Raw genomic sequence first — 15,917 nt, forward strand, 5'->3', positions numbered from 1 at the left:
GCGAAAACGCCTGATCACCCGCAGACGTCACGAATTGCAGCCAAAAATATGCCAGTGCCAGTTGGAATCAACTGATCGGGAAAGTCGTAGTCAGGGTTGTGCAACTGAGGATGATCCGTACCGGCACCCAACCAGAACATGGCCGATTTCGCGCCTTTACCGAATTGTCCGAAATCCTCGGAGAATTTTTGCGGCGCATCGCTCAGACGTGTAGGAACACCCACCGACTGGCAGGCGCGTATCAGACAGTCGACCGCTTCGCTGTGATTGGTACAGGCTTCGAACACGTCATCATATGAAATCTCGTCTGACAAACCTTCGGTCGCGGCCTCTTGCCGGACCAAGGCTTCGGCGTCCTCGATGAGTTTCGCCATGCGGGCGTCCGAAACCGTGCGCAGCGTGACCCAAAGCTCTCCGTGCCCTGGTGCGACGCCGAATGTCGGCTCACCCAGATTCGCGTGCGTTAACGTCGTCAGTGCAAACTCGGCATCCAATGCTCCGCCCTGCCCCAGACCTGCAAGCGCGGGCATCAGGCGTGCCATGGCCGCGCTCGGGGAAAGACCATCTTGCGGCGCCGCGGCATGCGATGTCTTTCCCGTCAAAACGATGCGCATTCCACGCGATGCGCAGTTAGCGGGGCCACGACATAGCTCAACCGTTCCCAAGGGAAGACCGGGCAGATTGTGCAAGGAAAAGATAATATCCGGCGCGATCTGACCAAATGCCGGATCGGCCCGAAATGACTGCGCCCCTTTGCCGGTTTCTTCGGCGGGCTGGAAAATCAGAATGACCCGGCCACGCTTTGGGCGGTTTTTGGAAAACTCCTCGGCCACTCCCAGAACCATAGCCATGTGCCCGTCATGCCCGCAAAGATGCCCTTTGCCGACAATCAACGAGGTATATGGAGCATCCGACACTTCCTGAATCGGCAACCCGTCCAGCTCACATCGGACAGCAACATCAGGCCCCGTTACCCCACTGTCAAAAATCGCAGCGACCCCGTGTCCACCGATACCGGTCAACAGGTCATCCGGAGAGAACTGCCGGAGCAGTTCCGCAATTCGCGCCGCGGTGTTTTGCTCTTCTCCGGATATCTCCGGATGTTGGTGCAACTCATGCCTCAGCTCAGTCAGCTGCGCCTGCACCTCTGGCGTCATGCCTGACCCAGCTTTTTCTGACGCGCATCACGAAGACGGGCAAAGTCGTCGCCAGCATGATACGAGGATCGCGTTAGTGGTGTCGCGGATACCATCAGGAATCCCTTGCCGTAGGCCGCTTTTTCGTAGGCGGCGAATTCTTCGGGCGTTACGAAACGATCCACACCGTGGTGCTTGGGTGTCGGCTGCAGATACTGACCAATGGTCAGGAAATCGATATCAGCCGCTCGCATGTCGTCCATGACCTGTCTGACCTGCTGTTCATTCTCGCCCAGTCCAACCATGATGCCGGATTTGGTAAAGATCGACGGGTCCAGTTCCTTGACCCGCTGCAACAGGCGCAGGGAATGGAAGTAACGCGCGCCCGGGCGAACCTCAAGATACAGGCCGGGAACCGTTTCCAGATTGTGGTTGAAGACGTCCGGCTTAGCTTCGACAACCGTTTCAAGTACTTCAGGCTCGCATTTCAGAAAGTCGGGCGTCAGAATTTCGATGGTCGTTTTGGGAGACCGGTGGCGGACCGCGCGAATGGTTTGGGCAAAATGCTCGGCCCCGCCATCTTGCAGGTCATCCCGGTCAACCGACGTAATAACGACGTGGTTCAGACCCAGTTTTTCCACCGCATGCGCAACACGCCCCGGTTCGAAAGCGTCCAGCGCATCGGGACGGCCCGTGGCGATATTGCAGAAGGTACACCCGCGCGTGCAAATCTCGCCCATGATCATCATTGTTGCGTGACCCTGGCTCCAGCACTCGCCAACATTGGGACAACCTGCCTCTTCGCAGACGGTCACAAGGTTGTTGTCACGCATGATTTTGTGCGTGTCGGCATAGCCCTTGCCGCCGGGCGCTTTTACGCGAATCCAGCTGGGTTTTTTTGGCTGGGCATTGTCCTGACGATGGGCTTTTTCAGGATGCCTTTGCTCGGGGATTTTAAGATCACGCACCGGTGGTATTCCCTGACTTTGGGTCAATATGGCTACCCGTTAACATAAACTCACACGATCCGTTACACCAGCGACGCATGGCCGCTATGCAACGACACTCTGTCACAGCCGATATCCTGCGCGCGAGAGGGCAGATTTTCCGTTAAAGAGCAGACATTTCCACAACAATCATATCATTCGCCTATCACTGAATTTCAGTCGTTGAAGCGCGCTTAGAATCATTTTAAGGCAGGTGCCAAACACAGGTGAATCACAGGAGTTTGAATATGAAGTCTGGCGCAAATTTGCCAAACGTGACGTTCCACACACGAGTACGTGACGAGTCGATCGAAGGCCCGAACCCGTTCCGTTGGGAAGACAAGACCACTGCAGACTACTTTGCAGGCAAGCGCGTGATCCTGTTCTCGCTGCCCGGTGCATTCACCCCGACCTGCTCGACCTACCAATTGCCGGGTTTTGAGAAGGGATATGAGGACTTCAAGGCCAAAGGCGTCGACGAAATCTACTGTATGTCCGTCAATGACAGCTTTGTCATGAACAAGTGGGCAAAAGATCAGAACCTATCGAACGTAAAAGTCATTCCCGATGGTTCGGGCGAGTTCACCCGCAAAATGGGCATGCTGGTCGACAAAGACAATCTGGGCTTTGGCATGCGCTCGTGGCGCTATGCAGCCATCGTGAACAACGGTGTTGTTGAGGCATGGTTCGAAGAGCCCGGCCTGATGGATAACTGCCCCGAAGATCCATATGGCGTCTCTTCGCCGGAAAACCTGATGAAGCACCTTGATGAGGCGCTCGAGCCTGCACTGGCCTGAAGCGACCAATCAGACTGATTCAAAGGCTCGCCAGTGGCGGGCCTTTTTCGTTTCGTGTCCCGTCCACGATCTGTCGACCTACCCGGCGGATAACCCCGGCAAGTTCATCAAACCATTCCTCGCCAGTGGTCGAGGTCCGCCGCACCAAACCAACCGTGCGCGCAGGCTGTGGCGTAGCAAAACGAAGCAATCGAAGCCCGGGGACCGCGCTGGTTTCGGCCTGCGCCGCCAGTTCGGGAATCAGCGTCATGCCAAACCCCTCGGCAACCAGCCGGGACAAGGTGGCAAGCGATGAGGCTCCCATATTTATCCGTGCGCTGGTTCGATCCTGCCCGCACACCTCAAGGGCCTGATCGGTCAGACAATGACCATCTTCCAGCAACATCAAATGGGCCGATTTCAGATCGGTCGGCCGTAACGCTTCCGGTCCGGCAGTCAAAAGCCTGAGCCGTGCCTCGCACCCGGCCAACAAAAAACGGTCTTCGAACAGCGGCTCGTCATGCATCCCAGCTACTCCAGACGGCAGTGCAAGAACAGCTGCGTCTATTTCCCCGTCCCGCAACATGCCCAGCAACCGTTCCGTTCTGGCCTCGCGAATCTGGACGCGCAAAGAAACATCCCCTGCCCGAAGAGCGGCCAATACTCCGGGCAGCAAATAAGGCGCCATGGTTGGAATCAACCCCAGCGACAGCGACCTGTGACCACCTGAATGATCCCGGGCAAATCGGTCCAGTCGGTCCGCTTCGGCAAGCACGCGTCGAGCATAGTCCAGCACGTCGCGCCCTAGCGGCGTCAACAGGATATCTCGGGCGCGCCGTTCGAACAGCGGCCCGCCCATCAGATCCTCAAGTCCCTTGATCTGAACCGACAGCGCGGGCTGCGAAACGTGGCACACCTGTGCGGCCCTGCCAAAGTTGCGCTGTTCGGCAACAGCCCTGAAGTACTGCAGTTGTCTGAGCGTGAAATTCATAACCGTTGATTATCAAAAACCCACAGAACCACAACCTAATTTTATCCCGAGTACTGCGCTTCAGCTTATCCGATCATTCGATCCTGCATCGAATTCGCTTCATAATGGCGCTTGAGCCGCTGAAGGGCGATGCGTAACACGATTTTACCCGAGCGGGCTGACCAGCCCATATGGCGTTCCGCCAGTTCCAAGCCCTCCAGATAGCAGCAACACCGCAGCGCAACATCGCTGAGGCCCGGGCCGAGATCGGACAAAGCACGGGCCACCCGGTCGCGGGCCTCAGAAGACCCACCGCCACTGGGTGCGCCCGCGCCAAAACCCTCACGGTTGCAACCGGTCAGAAATCTGTCCCAATTTTGGGTGACCTGCGGTCCGACCTGGGACAATTCGAAATCTTCGCGCAAACGCTCGCCTGCGCGGACCAGGGTTTCATCAAGAAATGGGTTACCATCCCGGTCCCTGCGCCTAGCAAGCGCGACAAGCGGGCTTTCAGCAACGCTGTAACGAATGCGCCGCGGATGTTCAGACTGTTCCTCGCGGTCATGCGCAAAAGTCCCTTGAGTGTCCGAAAACCCCATTTCATTCTTCGCACGGGCCTTGTTCTCAGCTTCGGCCAGCAAACTGCCCAGAGCACCCCGACCAGCGGCCGTAATACGATAGCGCGATATCCGGCCCGGATTCTCGCACGAAATCCAGTCCTTCAGCGCCAGAGCCTGCGCAATCCGGCAGTCAACGACAGCTGTTTTGGTCGTACAATCCTGCCCAACGTTTCTAACGACCACCGCCTTGTCCATATCTTCCGCAACCGCAAGAACCGAACCCGTTTCACACAGACGGCGCAAAACGCGCAATGCCTCGCGATTGAACTCTTCTTCCCTAGCTGAAAGCGGGTTTTGATCGTTGGCAGCATCCTGAACTTTTTCCGGAGAGATCAGACCTCCAATCGAAGGAAAATGGATTTCTGCCAGAGATTGCAGAGCAGCATCAACCAACGGATCGTCGCGGCGCGTTTCGATACGTCTGATCTGACGAAGGATGGTCGAAGCGTGGCATCCGGCCGATCTCGCCAAATCCCGGATCGACCGTCCAGCCTCTGTATGAGCAAGGTAACGTTGCGCGCCTTCGGGGACCCATGCCGGAACGGTGATTGCCATGCTGTTGTTCATATTTGTGAGCCCTCGTCGACAAAGAGTAAATCCCAATCGCCATTGGCATCAGAGTTAACAAAATCTACCTAGAGTTGCTTTTCTTACTTACTCGTTAATGCCTGATGGCGCGAACTAGAATTGATTCAAAAAGATAAACAGACGTGAAACCATCGTTCGCAAGTTCTTAATCTCAGGCAACACCCGCTTGAGTTGTGTCAATCATGACGCAAAGCAACTCTTTCAGACAGGAATGAACATGCAGGACATCATGTCAAAACTCTCGACACTCCGCCGCCCCCGCCTGTTGATCAGGGCAGCAAAAATAGGCGCACAAGACTATTGCCGGGAACAGCATCTGCAAAGAATTCTGGGGTATGGTGCGATACCCGGTCCGGGCTCGGCGCTGATGCGCCTGATGGATCTGGAGCGTGAAGTCGACATGAGTCGTCGTGACAACGATGCTGCCTACTCGCTGGTTCAACATCTTGATCTGTTGATCGCCCTGATGGGTGAGGCGCAGCTGTTTCAGGCAAGCCGCGCCTCACAATATCGATAATTCCGCCGATTACATGAAGGCGTCGGGCATCGACGCTTTCTTTTCCGCCACATATTCGTTCAGTGCGGCGGTGGTATCGGGGTTCATCTGCGGCTGCTGATAGTTGGCCAGCAAGTGTTCCACCCGTGATGAAGCCAGCGTCCGCGTATCCCGCGCACCTTCCTCTTCCCAGGTTTCAAACGGCTTGTAGTCCAGCAAATCGGTTTTCCAGAACGCATCCTTGAAGTTCGCCTGCGTGTGGGCACAGCCAAGATAGTGGCCACCCGGCCCCACTTCGCGAATTGCGTCCATTGCCTGAGCGTTGTCATCATAGGCAACGCCCCTGGCCAAACCATGCAGTACACCGAGCTGGTCGGCATCCATGACGAATTTCTCGAAATCGGCGACCAGACCGCCTTCGAGCCATCCACACGAATGCAGCATGAAGTTCACACCGGCCATCAGACCCATGTTGAGCGAATTTGCAGTCTCATAGGCCGCCTGAGCATCGGGCAATTTCGACCCGCAGAACGATCCGGCTGAGCGATACGGAACACCCAGACGACGGGCCAACTGACCCGCGCCGTATGTGATGTGCGCGGCCTCCGGGGTACCGAATGTCGGCGCGCCCGAGTTCATGTCGATGGATGTCACGAACGCACCAAAGATTACAGGTGCACCTGCGCGAATAAGTTGGCTATAGGCGATACCGGCCAGAACCTCGGCCAGAACCTGTGTCAATGTTCCTGCGACCGAAACCGGCGCCATGGCACCGCCAACGATGAACGGCGAAACGATGCACGCCTGATTGTTCTTGGCGTAGACTTCTAGCGCACCCATCATCACGTCGTCGAAAGTCATCGGCGAGTTGATGTTGGTCAGCGATGTCATCACGGTATTCTGCTGGACAAATTCTTTGCCAAACAGAATCTCGCACATCTCAACCGAATCCTGTGCGCGGCTGGGATCGGTAACGGACCCCATGAACGGCTTGTCCGACAGGGTCATGTGCGCCATCAGCATGTCGAGGTGGCGTTTGTTCACCGGTATATCGGTGGGTTCGCACACAGTTCCGCCCGAATGGTGCAGCCACTTGGACATATAGGCAAGCTTCACGAACTTGTTGAAGTCGTCCATCGTGGCATAGCGGCGTCCGCCATTCAGATCACGAACGAACGGAGGACCATAGACCGGGGCCAGCACCAGATTGCGCCCGCCGATGACAACGGATTTCTCCGGATTGCGGGCGTGCTGGGTAAAGCTGCTGGGCGCAGTCTCGCACAGTTTGCGAGCAAGTCCGCGAGGGATACGAACACGCTCGCCGTCGACATCCGCCCCGGCAGCGCGCCAGCGCTCCAATGCGGCAGGATTGTCAACAAAATTGACGCCAACTTCTTCCAGAATCGTTTCCGCGTTGGCCTCGATGATTTCGAGCGCCTCGTCGTTGAGAATTTCGAAATTGGGAATGTTGCGTTCGATGTATTTTGCAGTCTCGATCCGAACTGCGGTGCGCTCGGCCCGTCTGGCGGCACCGCCGCCGCCGCGACCTTTGCGCCGGGTGTTTGCCTCTGCCATGCGTTAATCCCGTGTTGTGGTTTGACTTGCAGAATTTGATACAGGATGGCCAAAGTCCTCAGACCATGGATTGCGGCGCTATAGGGGGAAAAGCGACATGACCGCCGCTTTCGGAAGTCTTTGACGCCCCTCCCGCATTTGAATGTTAATGAAATAGGACAGAAGTCCCGAATATCTCAGCGCCACCGAAACCGGCATGGTGGCCGAATACCCTACTCTGTTCTCTACAGATGTTTGACGGCGATCAACGTTTGGAGGCGCACTGTCAACAGCCCATTGTGGCAGGCTATCTGGGAAACTGACCTTGCGGACGCCAGCCAAATACCGGTCGCAGCGTTGGTCCGAGGTCAAAGATCTTTGGACATCGTGACCTTGTTTTCGTTGATATCGATTTCGACCCAGCCCAGATGCCGATACATTGATCTTGTTTCCTGCATCAATCTGTGGGTCTTAAGCTCCATTCGGCTGGCCCCGTTGGCCTTGGCCTTTTGTGCGACCAGATCCAGCATCTTGCGCGCCACGCCTTGTCCCTGCTTGTCGGGCCAGACCGCAAGATTTAAAATCATGGCGGTTTCATCCTTGTGCAGCCAAACAACGACACCCAAAAGCACGTTGTTTGCTTCGGCAAGAATGACCCGGTTTGCCTCTACATCTTCGGCGATTCCATCCGTCACGTCTGGAATATCAGAAATTTTGCTAACAGCGTCGGCATAGGCTGCCTTTATGCATGCGATGATCGCTTCAACGTCTTCCTGCACTGCATTTCGAAATTCCATCGCGGCCATGATGTGCGGAATCCTTGTTGCTTACCTGTACGTGGCCACAAACGACCTTATTCTGCTTGCACATGCAAGACTTGCGACCTAAGAGCCAGTCATGAGCCAGACATCCCATGACCGCCTTCTGATCATCGACTTCGGCAGCCAGGTGACGCAGCTGATCGCTCGCCGCCTGCGCGAACTGAACGTCTATTGTGAAATTCACCCGTACCAGAACGTCACGATGGACGTTGTTCGAGAAATGGCACCAAGGGCCGTGATTTTCTCAGGCGGGCCCGACAGCGTTACACGCGAAGGTTCACCGCGCGCCCCACAAGAAATCTTTGACTACGGCGTTCCGATTCTGGGTATCTGCTACGGTCAGCAGGTGATGATGCACCAGTTGGGCGGCAAAGTGGAAAGTGGACATGGTACGGCGGAATTCGGTCGTGCCTATGTCACCCCCAAAGGTGATCTGGATTTGCTGGGCGGCTGGTTTGCCGATGGGGACGAACAGGTCTGGATGAGCCACGGCGATCACGTGAGCGAAATCGCCCCGGGTTTCGAGGTTTACGGCACCTCCCCTAACGCACCTTACGCCATAACCGCCGACACAAACCGCCACTTCTACGCGGTACAGTTCCACCCTGAGGTTCACCACACGCCCAAGGGCGCAAAGCTGTACGAAAACTTCGTCAGGTTGGCGGGCTTTACAGGCGACTGGACCATGGGCGCCTATCGCGATGAGATGATCCGCAAAATCCGCGAACAGGTTGGCGATAAGAAAGTCATCTGCGGTCTGTCCGGCGGTGTTGATAGTTCGGTGGCTGCGATCCTGATTCACGAGGCCATCGGTGACCAACTGACCTGCGTATTCGTCGACCACGGCCTGCTGCGCAAGAATGAGGCGCAGGAAGTCGTCTCGATGTTCCGGGACAACTACAATATACAACTCATTCACGCGGATGAGAGTGAGCTGTTTCTGGGAGAGCTGGACGGACAAAGCGATCCGGAAACCAAGCGCAAGATCATCGGCAAGCTTTTCATCGACGTGTTCCAGAAACACGCCGACACGATCGACGGCGCAGAATTCCTTGCTCAGGGCACACTCTACCCTGATGTGATCGAATCCGTGTCTTTCAGTGGCGGCCCGTCGGTCACTATCAAATCGCACCACAATGTAGGCGGCCTGCCGGAAAAGATGGGTTTGAAGCTTGTCGAACCGCTCCGGGAACTTTTTAAGGACGAGGTCCGAGCCCTTGGACACGAACTTGGCCTGCCGCAAAGCTTTATTGGTCGCCACCCCTTCCCCGGCCCGGGTCTGGCCATCCGCTGCCCCGGAGAGATCACACGCGAAAAGCTGGAAATTCTGCGTGAAGCCGATGCAATCTATATCGACCAGATTCGCAAACATGGCCTCTACGATGAAATTTGGCAGGCTTTCGTCGCTATTCTGCCCGTCCGCACTGTGGGCGTCATGGGCGACGGGCGCACCTACGACTACGCCTGTGCGTTGCGAGCGGTGACATCCGTCGATGGGATGACGGCTGATTATTATCCATTCAGCCACGATTTCCTCGGCGAGACCGCAACGCGCATCATCAACGAGGTCAAGGGTATCAACCGCTGCACCTATGACATCACGTCGAAACCACCCGGAACGATCGAGTGGGAATGAGTTGAAAGAAGGCCGGGCAATTGCCCGGCCTTTCCATTTCCAGTCGCAGAGTTTCCATCTTTTTGTGATTGCACTTGACCATCCTGCCCTTTCCGGTTCCTCGTGTCCGCAGGAGGGAAAGGATGGATCAGGGCAAGGCTCAAATCGGCAAGGCCGCACTGTGGATGACCGGAGCCATCGCTTCGTTCTCGGCCATGGCCATCGCCGGGCGGGAACTGAGCGTCACGCACGATACATTCGAAATCATGATGTATCGCAGTGTCATCGGTGCGGTCATCGTATGGATCGTCCTGTCGTTCGGCGGTCAATGGCATCAGGTCTCTACCCGCCATCTGGGTTTGCACGCGATCCGGAACAGCTTGCACTTCGTTGGTCAGAACCTTTGGTTCTTTGCCGTCGTAGCCGCCCCTCTGGCTCAGGTCTTTGCCTTGGAATTCACGCAACCGCTTTGGGTGATCGTCCTATCACCACTTTTGCTGGGAGAGCGTCTGACAACCGTGCGCATCACTGCCGCCGTCATTGGTTTCATCGGAATTTTGATCGTCGCACGCCCCGGTGCAACGACATTGAACCCGGGCGTCATCGCTGCCGGGCTGTCTGCAGTATTTTTCGCCCTGACGACTATTTCGACAAAAAAGCTGACGCGGTTCGCTTCGATCGGATGCATCATGTTCTGGCTGACCGGAATGCAGGCCATACTGGGGCTTGCGGCGTCGGGACTGGACGGTGAGATCACCTTGCCCACGATGACAACCCTGCCTTTCCTCACTCTTGTCGGATGCGCAGGATTGCTGGCCCATTATTGTATTACCAACGCCCTTGCGATCGCCCCAGCCACGGTTGTCATACCTTTTGACTTTGCCCGCCTGCCGACCATTGCGATCATCGGAATGCTGCTTTACGGCGAATCCCTGGACTATTGGACCATATTCGGAGCAGCCATTATTTTTGCAGGTATCACCATGAACCTGAGATCCGAAAGCCGTGTTCAGGCTCAAAAGGATGCCTGAAGCGAAATTCCGTCGCTGCCAGAGATTTGCGCATGTTTCGGGTCGATGCCCGAAACGAAAAATGCACAAAAGTAATCATGACAACTCAAAAAACACTTTCATCGCAGGCATGGCTTGAACTGATCCTTTTAGGCGTGATCTGGGGCGCATCTTTCGTCGCAATCCGGATTGCACTCGATACCGTTCCCGTCATGACCTCGGTTTTGCACCGAACGTTCTGGGCAATGTTGGCGCTTTGGCTGATAGTCTGGGTAATGCGGTTGAAGGTCCCCCTGTCGCCCCGCATCTGGGGCGCGTTTCTGGTGATGGGGTTGTTGAACAACGTCATTCCGTTTTCGTTGATGGCATGGGGCCAACTGTATATCGAAAGCGGCCTTACCTCGATCCTGAATGCCATGACGGCAATCTTCGGAATCGTCGTCGCTGCCATCTGGTTTCCCGATGAAAAACTGACCAAAGGGCGGGTTCTGGGTGTCGGGCTGGGCTTTCTCGGTGTTGCCACCGCCATCGGCCTTGGGAACCTGATTCAGTTCGACCTGCGCAGCGCGGCCCAAATGGCGGTGATCGCGGGCACCGTGTCCTACGCGCTTGCGGCGGCCTGGGCGCGCGAAACCTTGTCTTCCCTCTCTCCGCAAGTTGCTGCCGCCGGGATGCTGACGACGTCGACGCTGTGTCTGTTGCCAATCACGATATATCTTGACGGAGTGCCCACACTGGCCCTGCCACTCGAAACGTGGGGTGCGATTGCCTATTATTCGCTGTTCGCAACCGCAGGTGCCTATCTGCTGTACTATCGGGTTCTGGCGATGGCGGGCAGCGGTAATCTGATGCTGGTAACGCTCATTATCCCGCCAGTCGCAATTCTGCTTGGTTCCGTGATGCTGAACGAAGCGTTGCAGCCGCAGGCGTATGCAGGATTTGCGCTGCTTGCGGTCGGCCTTGTAATCCTGAACAGATCAGGCCAGCGCAATTGACGCCGCCCTGTCCCCGTTCTAGCAAGGGCGAAAAAGGGACATCGGGACATGATCTACGGCTCGGCTGGTGAATGGCGCAATGCGGCGCGGAAGAAAGTGCTTTTCTTCGGCATGTCCGGGCTTGGAAAAACCTATGTCTCGAACATCCTGCGCGACTCTGGCCAGTGGTTCCACTACTCGATCGATTACCGGATCGGCACGCGCTATATGGGTGAATACATCACCGACAACGCCAAAGCCGAAGCCATGAAAGTGCCGTTTCTGCGCGATCTGCTTTTGTCGGACTCGATCTATATCGGCTCGAACATATCGTTTGAGAACCTGACGCCGGTTTCCACATACCTCGGCAAGCCGGGAAACCCGGCCCTTGGCGGGCTTGAGATGACCGAATACAGCCGCAGGCAGGAACAGTTCCGACTGGCCGAAATTCACGCGCTGCTGGACACAGAGTACTTCGTAGATCGCGCGGAACGCCTGTACGGCTATCCCCATTTCATCTGTGACACCGGCGGTTCGATCTGCGAATGGGTCAACCCCGATGACCCCAACGACAAGGTTCTTTCCGAACTTTCACGGCAGACTCTGATGATCTGGATCAAGGGCGACGACGCCCATACCGAAGAGCTTGTCCGCCGGTTCGACAAGGCCCCCAAGCCTATGTCCTACCAATCCGAATTTCTGGGCCGGGTCTGGATCGAATATCTGGATCAGCAGGGCTGTTCCGAGGCAGACGTCGACCCAGATGCCTTTATCCGCTGGACCTATGCACGTGCCTTGGCCCACCGTCAGCCACGATACGAGGCGATGGCACAAAACTGGGGTGTGACGGTGACTGCCGACGACATCTCCAACGTGCGCGATGCCGGTGATTTCGATGAGTTGATCGAACGCACACTTGAGACCCAGGCCGACCGCCCCTAAGTTCCCGATTTCATTCGTTACATCAAAAGCCCGAGCCAATGCCGATCAAAATCCCATCCGACCTGCCCGCTTATGACGTCCTGACAAAGGAAGGCGTCATGGTCATGTCCGACGATCAGGCCGCCCGGCAGGATATCCGGCCGCTGCGAATTGGCCTTTTGAATCTGATGCCCAAGAAAATTCAGACGGAGAACCAATTCGCCCGTCTGATCGGTGCGACGCCTCTGCAGATCGAATTGTCGCTGATCCGGATGACCGAGCATCAGACCAGAAATACCGCTGCCGAACACATGGAAGAGTTCTATCGTCCGTTTCAGGAGGTGAAGGAAGAAAAGTTCGACGGTCTCATTATTACCGGCGCCCCGATCGAGCACCTCGAATTTGGTGATGTCACCTATTGGGATGAAATCAGCCAGGTATTTGACTGGACGCAAACCAACGTCCATTCCACATTCGGAGTGTGCTGGGGCGGAATGGCGATGATCAATCACTTCCACGGGGTGCGTAAACACATGCTGGACGCAAAGGCGTTTGGCTGCTTCCGGCACCTGAACCTTGCCCCCTCTTCTCCATTCTTACGCGGATTTTCTGACGACTGTGTTATTCCCGTCAGCCGCTGGACCGAGATGAAGCAGGCCGAGATTGACGTCGCGCCGGGTCTCAAAACCCTCCTTGGCAGTGAAGAGGTTGGTCCGTGTCTTGTCCAGGACAAGACCCATCGCGCGCTCTATATATTCAACCACTTCGAATACGACAGTGATACGCTGAAGCAGGAATATGACCGCGACGTGGCCAATGGGACGCCGATCAACGTGCCAATCAACTATTATCCGGATGACAACCCCGGCAACACGCCACAAAATCGCTGGCGCAGCCACGCGCACCTTCTATATGGAAACTGGATCAACGAAATCTATCAGACCACCCCATTCGATATGAGCAAAATTGGCCACTAAAGTTCTCATAACTCTGGGTCTGCTGATCGTAGGCCTGGCAATGCTCACCGCTTGGAAGGCGGCGCGGCATGAGGCATCAGCAGAGTCACAGTTTCCTCCGGAAGGGCAAATTCTGGACGTAGATGGCGTACCGGTCCATGCGGTTGTGATGGGCGAAGGTCCGGATGTTGTTCTGATCCACGGTTCCAGCGGCAACACGCGCGATATGACCTTTGCCCTGGCGCCGATTCTGGCCGAGAACTTCCGCGTCATCGTTTTCGACCGCCCCGGGCTTGGCTATTCCGGAAGTTTCGACCCGAACGGCGAATCCATATTGGAACAGGCCGCCATCCTGCAACGCGCAGCGGCGCAACTCGGTGCCGACAAACCGATCGTTGCCGGGCAAAGCTATGGTGGTTCGGTCGCGCTTGCTTGGGCTGTCGGCCAGCCAGATCACATTTCGGCGCTGGTCCCCATCGCTCCAGCCTCGCACCCTTGGGATGAACCGCTGGATTACTTCAATCGCATGGCGTCAAATCCGGTCGGCAGCGCTGTCGCGCTTCCCCTGATTACTGCCTTCGTCCCCGACTGGTTTGTCGAAAGCGCACTGGACGAAGTTTTCGCCCCACAGAAGACGCCCGAGGGATATATCGATCACTTCGGGCCGGGTCTGACGCTTCGCCGGGGCTCGATGCATTCCAACGCGTTGCAACGGGCAAATCTGGCACAGGAAATTGAAGAGTTGCAACCGCTCTATGGCCAGATCAACGTGCCGACCGAAATCGTTCACGGCACGGCCGACGAAACCGTCGGCGTTGCAAGGCATTCAGAACGGCTTGCCCAGGAAATTCCCGGCGCGGAACTGATCCAGTTGGACGGAATCGGCCACATGCCTCAGGTCGTCGCGGCGGACGAAGTTGCCGCAGCAATCGACCGCGCTGCGGAACGTGCGGGTTTGCGTTAACCGGATTCACATTCCATAGTAACGTACCGGATTCATTACGAGGCATCATATGGCGCGATCAAAAAAAGGTTCGATTCAGGAGTACTTCTCCAAAGACGCACCGAAAGAGATTCGCACGGCCATTGAAGGTTCGGATAAGGGCGACATCCTCAACCCCACCTATCCGTATGACGAACGGATGAAAGGCAAAGAGTATGACGACCAGATGGACTCACTGCAGATCGAACTGGTCAAACTGCAATCATGGGTGAAGGAGACCGGCCAGCGTATCGCAATTGTCTTTGAAGGCCGGGACGCCGCCGGAAAAGGCGGTACAATCAAAAGGTTCCGTGAAAACCTGAATCCACGTGGCGCGCGTGTAGTTGCACTGGCCAAGCCCTCGGATGCCGAGCGAAGCCAATGGTATTTTCAGCGCTATATCTCTCACCTGCCCTCGGGCGGGGAAATCGTGTTCTTTGACCGCAGTTGGTACAATCGCGGCGTCGTTGAAAACGTTTTTGGCTTTTGCGAAGCCGAGGAACGTGAACGCTTTTTCCGGCAGGTCATGCCGCTGGAGGCCGGATTGGTAAACGATGGCGTCCAGCTGTTCAAATTCTGGCTGAACGTGGGTCGCGCCGAACAGCTGAATCGCTTTCTCAAACGGGAAACCGACCCGTTGAAACAATGGAAACTCAGCCCCATCGACATTGCCGGGCTGGGAAAGTGGGACGAATACACTCAGTCGATTTCCGAAACGCTGACCAGAACCCATTCCGATATATGCCCGTGGACGGTCATTCGGTCAGATGACAAGAAACGCGCCAGACTGGCCGCGATCCGCACCGTTCTGAACGCGTTGGACTACGACGAAAAAGACAAAGACGCCGTGGGCAAGACAGATACCAAAATCTGCGGAGGCCCTGATATCTGGGATGCCTAAACGCGGCTATCATCACGGAAACCTCAAACAGGCCCTTATCGACGCCGCGTTACGGCTGATCGAGGAAAAAGGTCCAACCGGTTTCACCCTGTCCGAAGCGGCCAAAACCGCCGGCGTTACACCGGCAGCCGTTTATCGGCATTTTCACGGGCGCGAAGACCTGATTGCCGAAGCGGCGCGACAGGGGTTCGAAATGTTCGCTGATCTGATGCAGTTCGCCTATGACAAAGGCCAGCCGTCAGCCCTAGCCGCATTCGAGGCGACGGGCCGCGCCTACCTGGCTTTTGCGCGCAAGCATCCAGGCCATTATATCGCCATGTTCGAAAGCGGCATATCGGTCAACCGAACGCCCGAACTGGCCGCCGCGGCCAACAGGGCAAAGAGTGTTCTGGAGAAAGCAGCAGCTGATCTTTCTGAACATATCCCACCGGAACAACGTCCCCCGGCCTCAATGTTCAGCGCACATATCTGGGCGATGAGCCACGGTGTCGTGGAACTTTACGCCCGCAATACTGGTGCCAGCTCGCCATTTCCTCCGGAAGACCTGCTTGAGACCGGCATCGGCATATATCTTCGCGGTCTGGGGCTGATACCCCACGACGAATGAAACA

At 56.3% G+C, this 15,917-nt stretch carries 16 protein-coding genes; 10 read left to right on the forward strand and 6 right to left on the reverse strand.

Translation table 11 applies throughout. The annotated features are described in order from the left end of the window. Positions 1-14 precede the first annotated feature (14 nt). Both ACR0NA_RS04500 and lipA read right to left on the reverse strand, forming a co-directional pair. On the reverse strand, positions 15-1,157 hold the full coding sequence (locus tag ACR0NA_RS04500) for an amidohydrolase (RefSeq protein ID WP_480726441.1): 1,143 nt from the start codon (positions 1,155-1,157) through the stop codon (positions 15-17). After that, positions 1,154-2,104, reverse strand: a complete 951-nt coding sequence (gene lipA / locus ACR0NA_RS04505) for a lipoyl synthase (protein WP_480726443.1) — start codon at positions 2,102-2,104, stop codon at positions 1,154-1,156. Before lipA ends, ACR0NA_RS04500 begins: the two co-directional genes overlap by 4 nt. A 266-nt stretch (positions 2,105-2,370) precedes the next feature. Between lipA and ACR0NA_RS04510 the strand changes: the two genes are divergently transcribed. Next, positions 2,371-2,919: a redoxin family protein gene (locus ACR0NA_RS04510; RefSeq protein ID WP_480726445.1), complete on the forward strand. Its 549-nt coding sequence runs from the start codon at positions 2,371-2,373 to the stop codon at positions 2,917-2,919. 19 nt (positions 2,920-2,938) lie between these two features. On the opposite strand, the gene ACR0NA_RS04515 is transcribed toward ACR0NA_RS04510, so the two are convergent. Together ACR0NA_RS04515 and ACR0NA_RS04520 are read right to left on the reverse strand one after the other, a co-directional pair. Beyond that, positions 2,939-3,889: a hydrogen peroxide-inducible genes activator gene (locus ACR0NA_RS04515; RefSeq protein ID WP_480726447.1), complete on the reverse strand. Its 951-nt coding sequence runs from the start codon at positions 3,887-3,889 to the stop codon at positions 2,939-2,941. 65 nt (positions 3,890-3,954) lie between these two features. Then, positions 3,955-5,055: a DUF6456 domain-containing protein gene (locus ACR0NA_RS04520; RefSeq protein WP_480726451.1), complete on the reverse strand. Its 1,101-nt coding sequence runs from the start codon at positions 5,053-5,055 to the stop codon at positions 3,955-3,957. Positions 5,056-5,305: 250 nt separating this feature from the next. Between ACR0NA_RS04520 and ACR0NA_RS04525 the strand changes: the two genes are divergently transcribed. Continuing rightward, positions 5,306-5,593: a DUF6477 family protein gene (locus tag ACR0NA_RS04525; protein ID WP_480726454.1), complete on the forward strand. Its 288-nt coding sequence runs from the start codon at positions 5,306-5,308 to the stop codon at positions 5,591-5,593. Positions 5,594-5,602: 9 nt separating this feature from the next. On the opposite strand, the gene ACR0NA_RS04530 is transcribed toward ACR0NA_RS04525, so the two are convergent. Beyond that, the gene (locus ACR0NA_RS04530; RefSeq protein WP_480726456.1) at positions 5,603-7,147 is read right to left on the reverse strand and encodes a trimethylamine methyltransferase family protein; all 1,545 of its coding nucleotides are present in this window, start codon (positions 7,145-7,147) and stop codon (positions 5,603-5,605) included. Between the two features lie 347 nt (positions 7,148-7,494). Further along, positions 7,495-7,932: a GNAT family N-acetyltransferase gene (locus tag ACR0NA_RS04535; RefSeq protein ID WP_480726458.1), complete on the reverse strand. Its 438-nt coding sequence runs from the start codon at positions 7,930-7,932 to the stop codon at positions 7,495-7,497. Positions 7,933-8,023: 91 nt separating this feature from the next. On the opposite strand from ACR0NA_RS04535, the gene guaA reads away from it, so the two are divergent. The 8 genes from guaA to ACR0NA_RS04575 all read left to right on the forward strand — a co-directional run bounded on the left by guaA (position 8,024) and on the right by ACR0NA_RS04575 (position 15,913). Continuing rightward, complete coding sequence (gene guaA / locus ACR0NA_RS04540; RefSeq protein ID WP_480726460.1) at positions 8,024-9,583, forward strand: glutamine-hydrolyzing GMP synthase; 1,560 nt, start codon at positions 8,024-8,026, stop codon at positions 9,581-9,583. A 122-nt stretch (positions 9,584-9,705) separates the two neighbouring features. Then, entirely contained in the window at positions 9,706-10,593 is an 888-nt protein-coding gene (locus tag ACR0NA_RS04545) for a DMT family transporter (RefSeq protein WP_480726463.1), read from the forward strand. Positions 10,594-10,670: 77 nt separating this feature from the next. Further along, positions 10,671-11,567: a DMT family transporter gene (locus ACR0NA_RS04550; RefSeq protein WP_480726465.1), complete on the forward strand. Its 897-nt coding sequence runs from the start codon at positions 10,671-10,673 to the stop codon at positions 11,565-11,567. Positions 11,568-11,615: 48 nt separating this feature from the next. After that, positions 11,616-12,488: an ATPase gene (locus ACR0NA_RS04555; RefSeq protein WP_480726466.1), complete on the forward strand. Its 873-nt coding sequence runs from the start codon at positions 11,616-11,618 to the stop codon at positions 12,486-12,488. 38 nt (positions 12,489-12,526) lie between these two features. Next, positions 12,527-13,444 carry a homoserine O-acetyltransferase MetA gene (gene metA, locus ACR0NA_RS04560; RefSeq protein ID WP_480726469.1) on the forward strand — a complete coding sequence of 306 codons (918 nt, stop codon included), beginning with the start codon at positions 12,527-12,529 and terminating at the stop codon, positions 13,442-13,444. Next, positions 13,434-14,387, forward strand: coding sequence for an alpha/beta fold hydrolase (locus tag ACR0NA_RS04565; protein WP_480726470.1), 954 nt, complete (start codon positions 13,434-13,436; stop codon positions 14,385-14,387). Before metA ends, ACR0NA_RS04565 begins: the two co-directional genes overlap by 11 nt. 49 nt (positions 14,388-14,436) lie before the next feature. Beyond that, positions 14,437-15,306: a polyphosphate kinase 2 gene (gene ppk2 / locus ACR0NA_RS04570; protein ID WP_480726472.1), complete on the forward strand. Its 870-nt coding sequence runs from the start codon at positions 14,437-14,439 to the stop codon at positions 15,304-15,306. Then, complete coding sequence (locus ACR0NA_RS04575; protein WP_170650202.1) at positions 15,299-15,913, forward strand: TetR/AcrR family transcriptional regulator; 615 nt, start codon at positions 15,299-15,301, stop codon at positions 15,911-15,913. Before ppk2 ends, ACR0NA_RS04575 begins: the two co-directional genes overlap by 8 nt. Positions 15,914-15,917: the final 4 nt, after the last annotated feature.

The sequence above is a fragment of the Ruegeria sp. C11 genome, assembly GCF_056537725.1.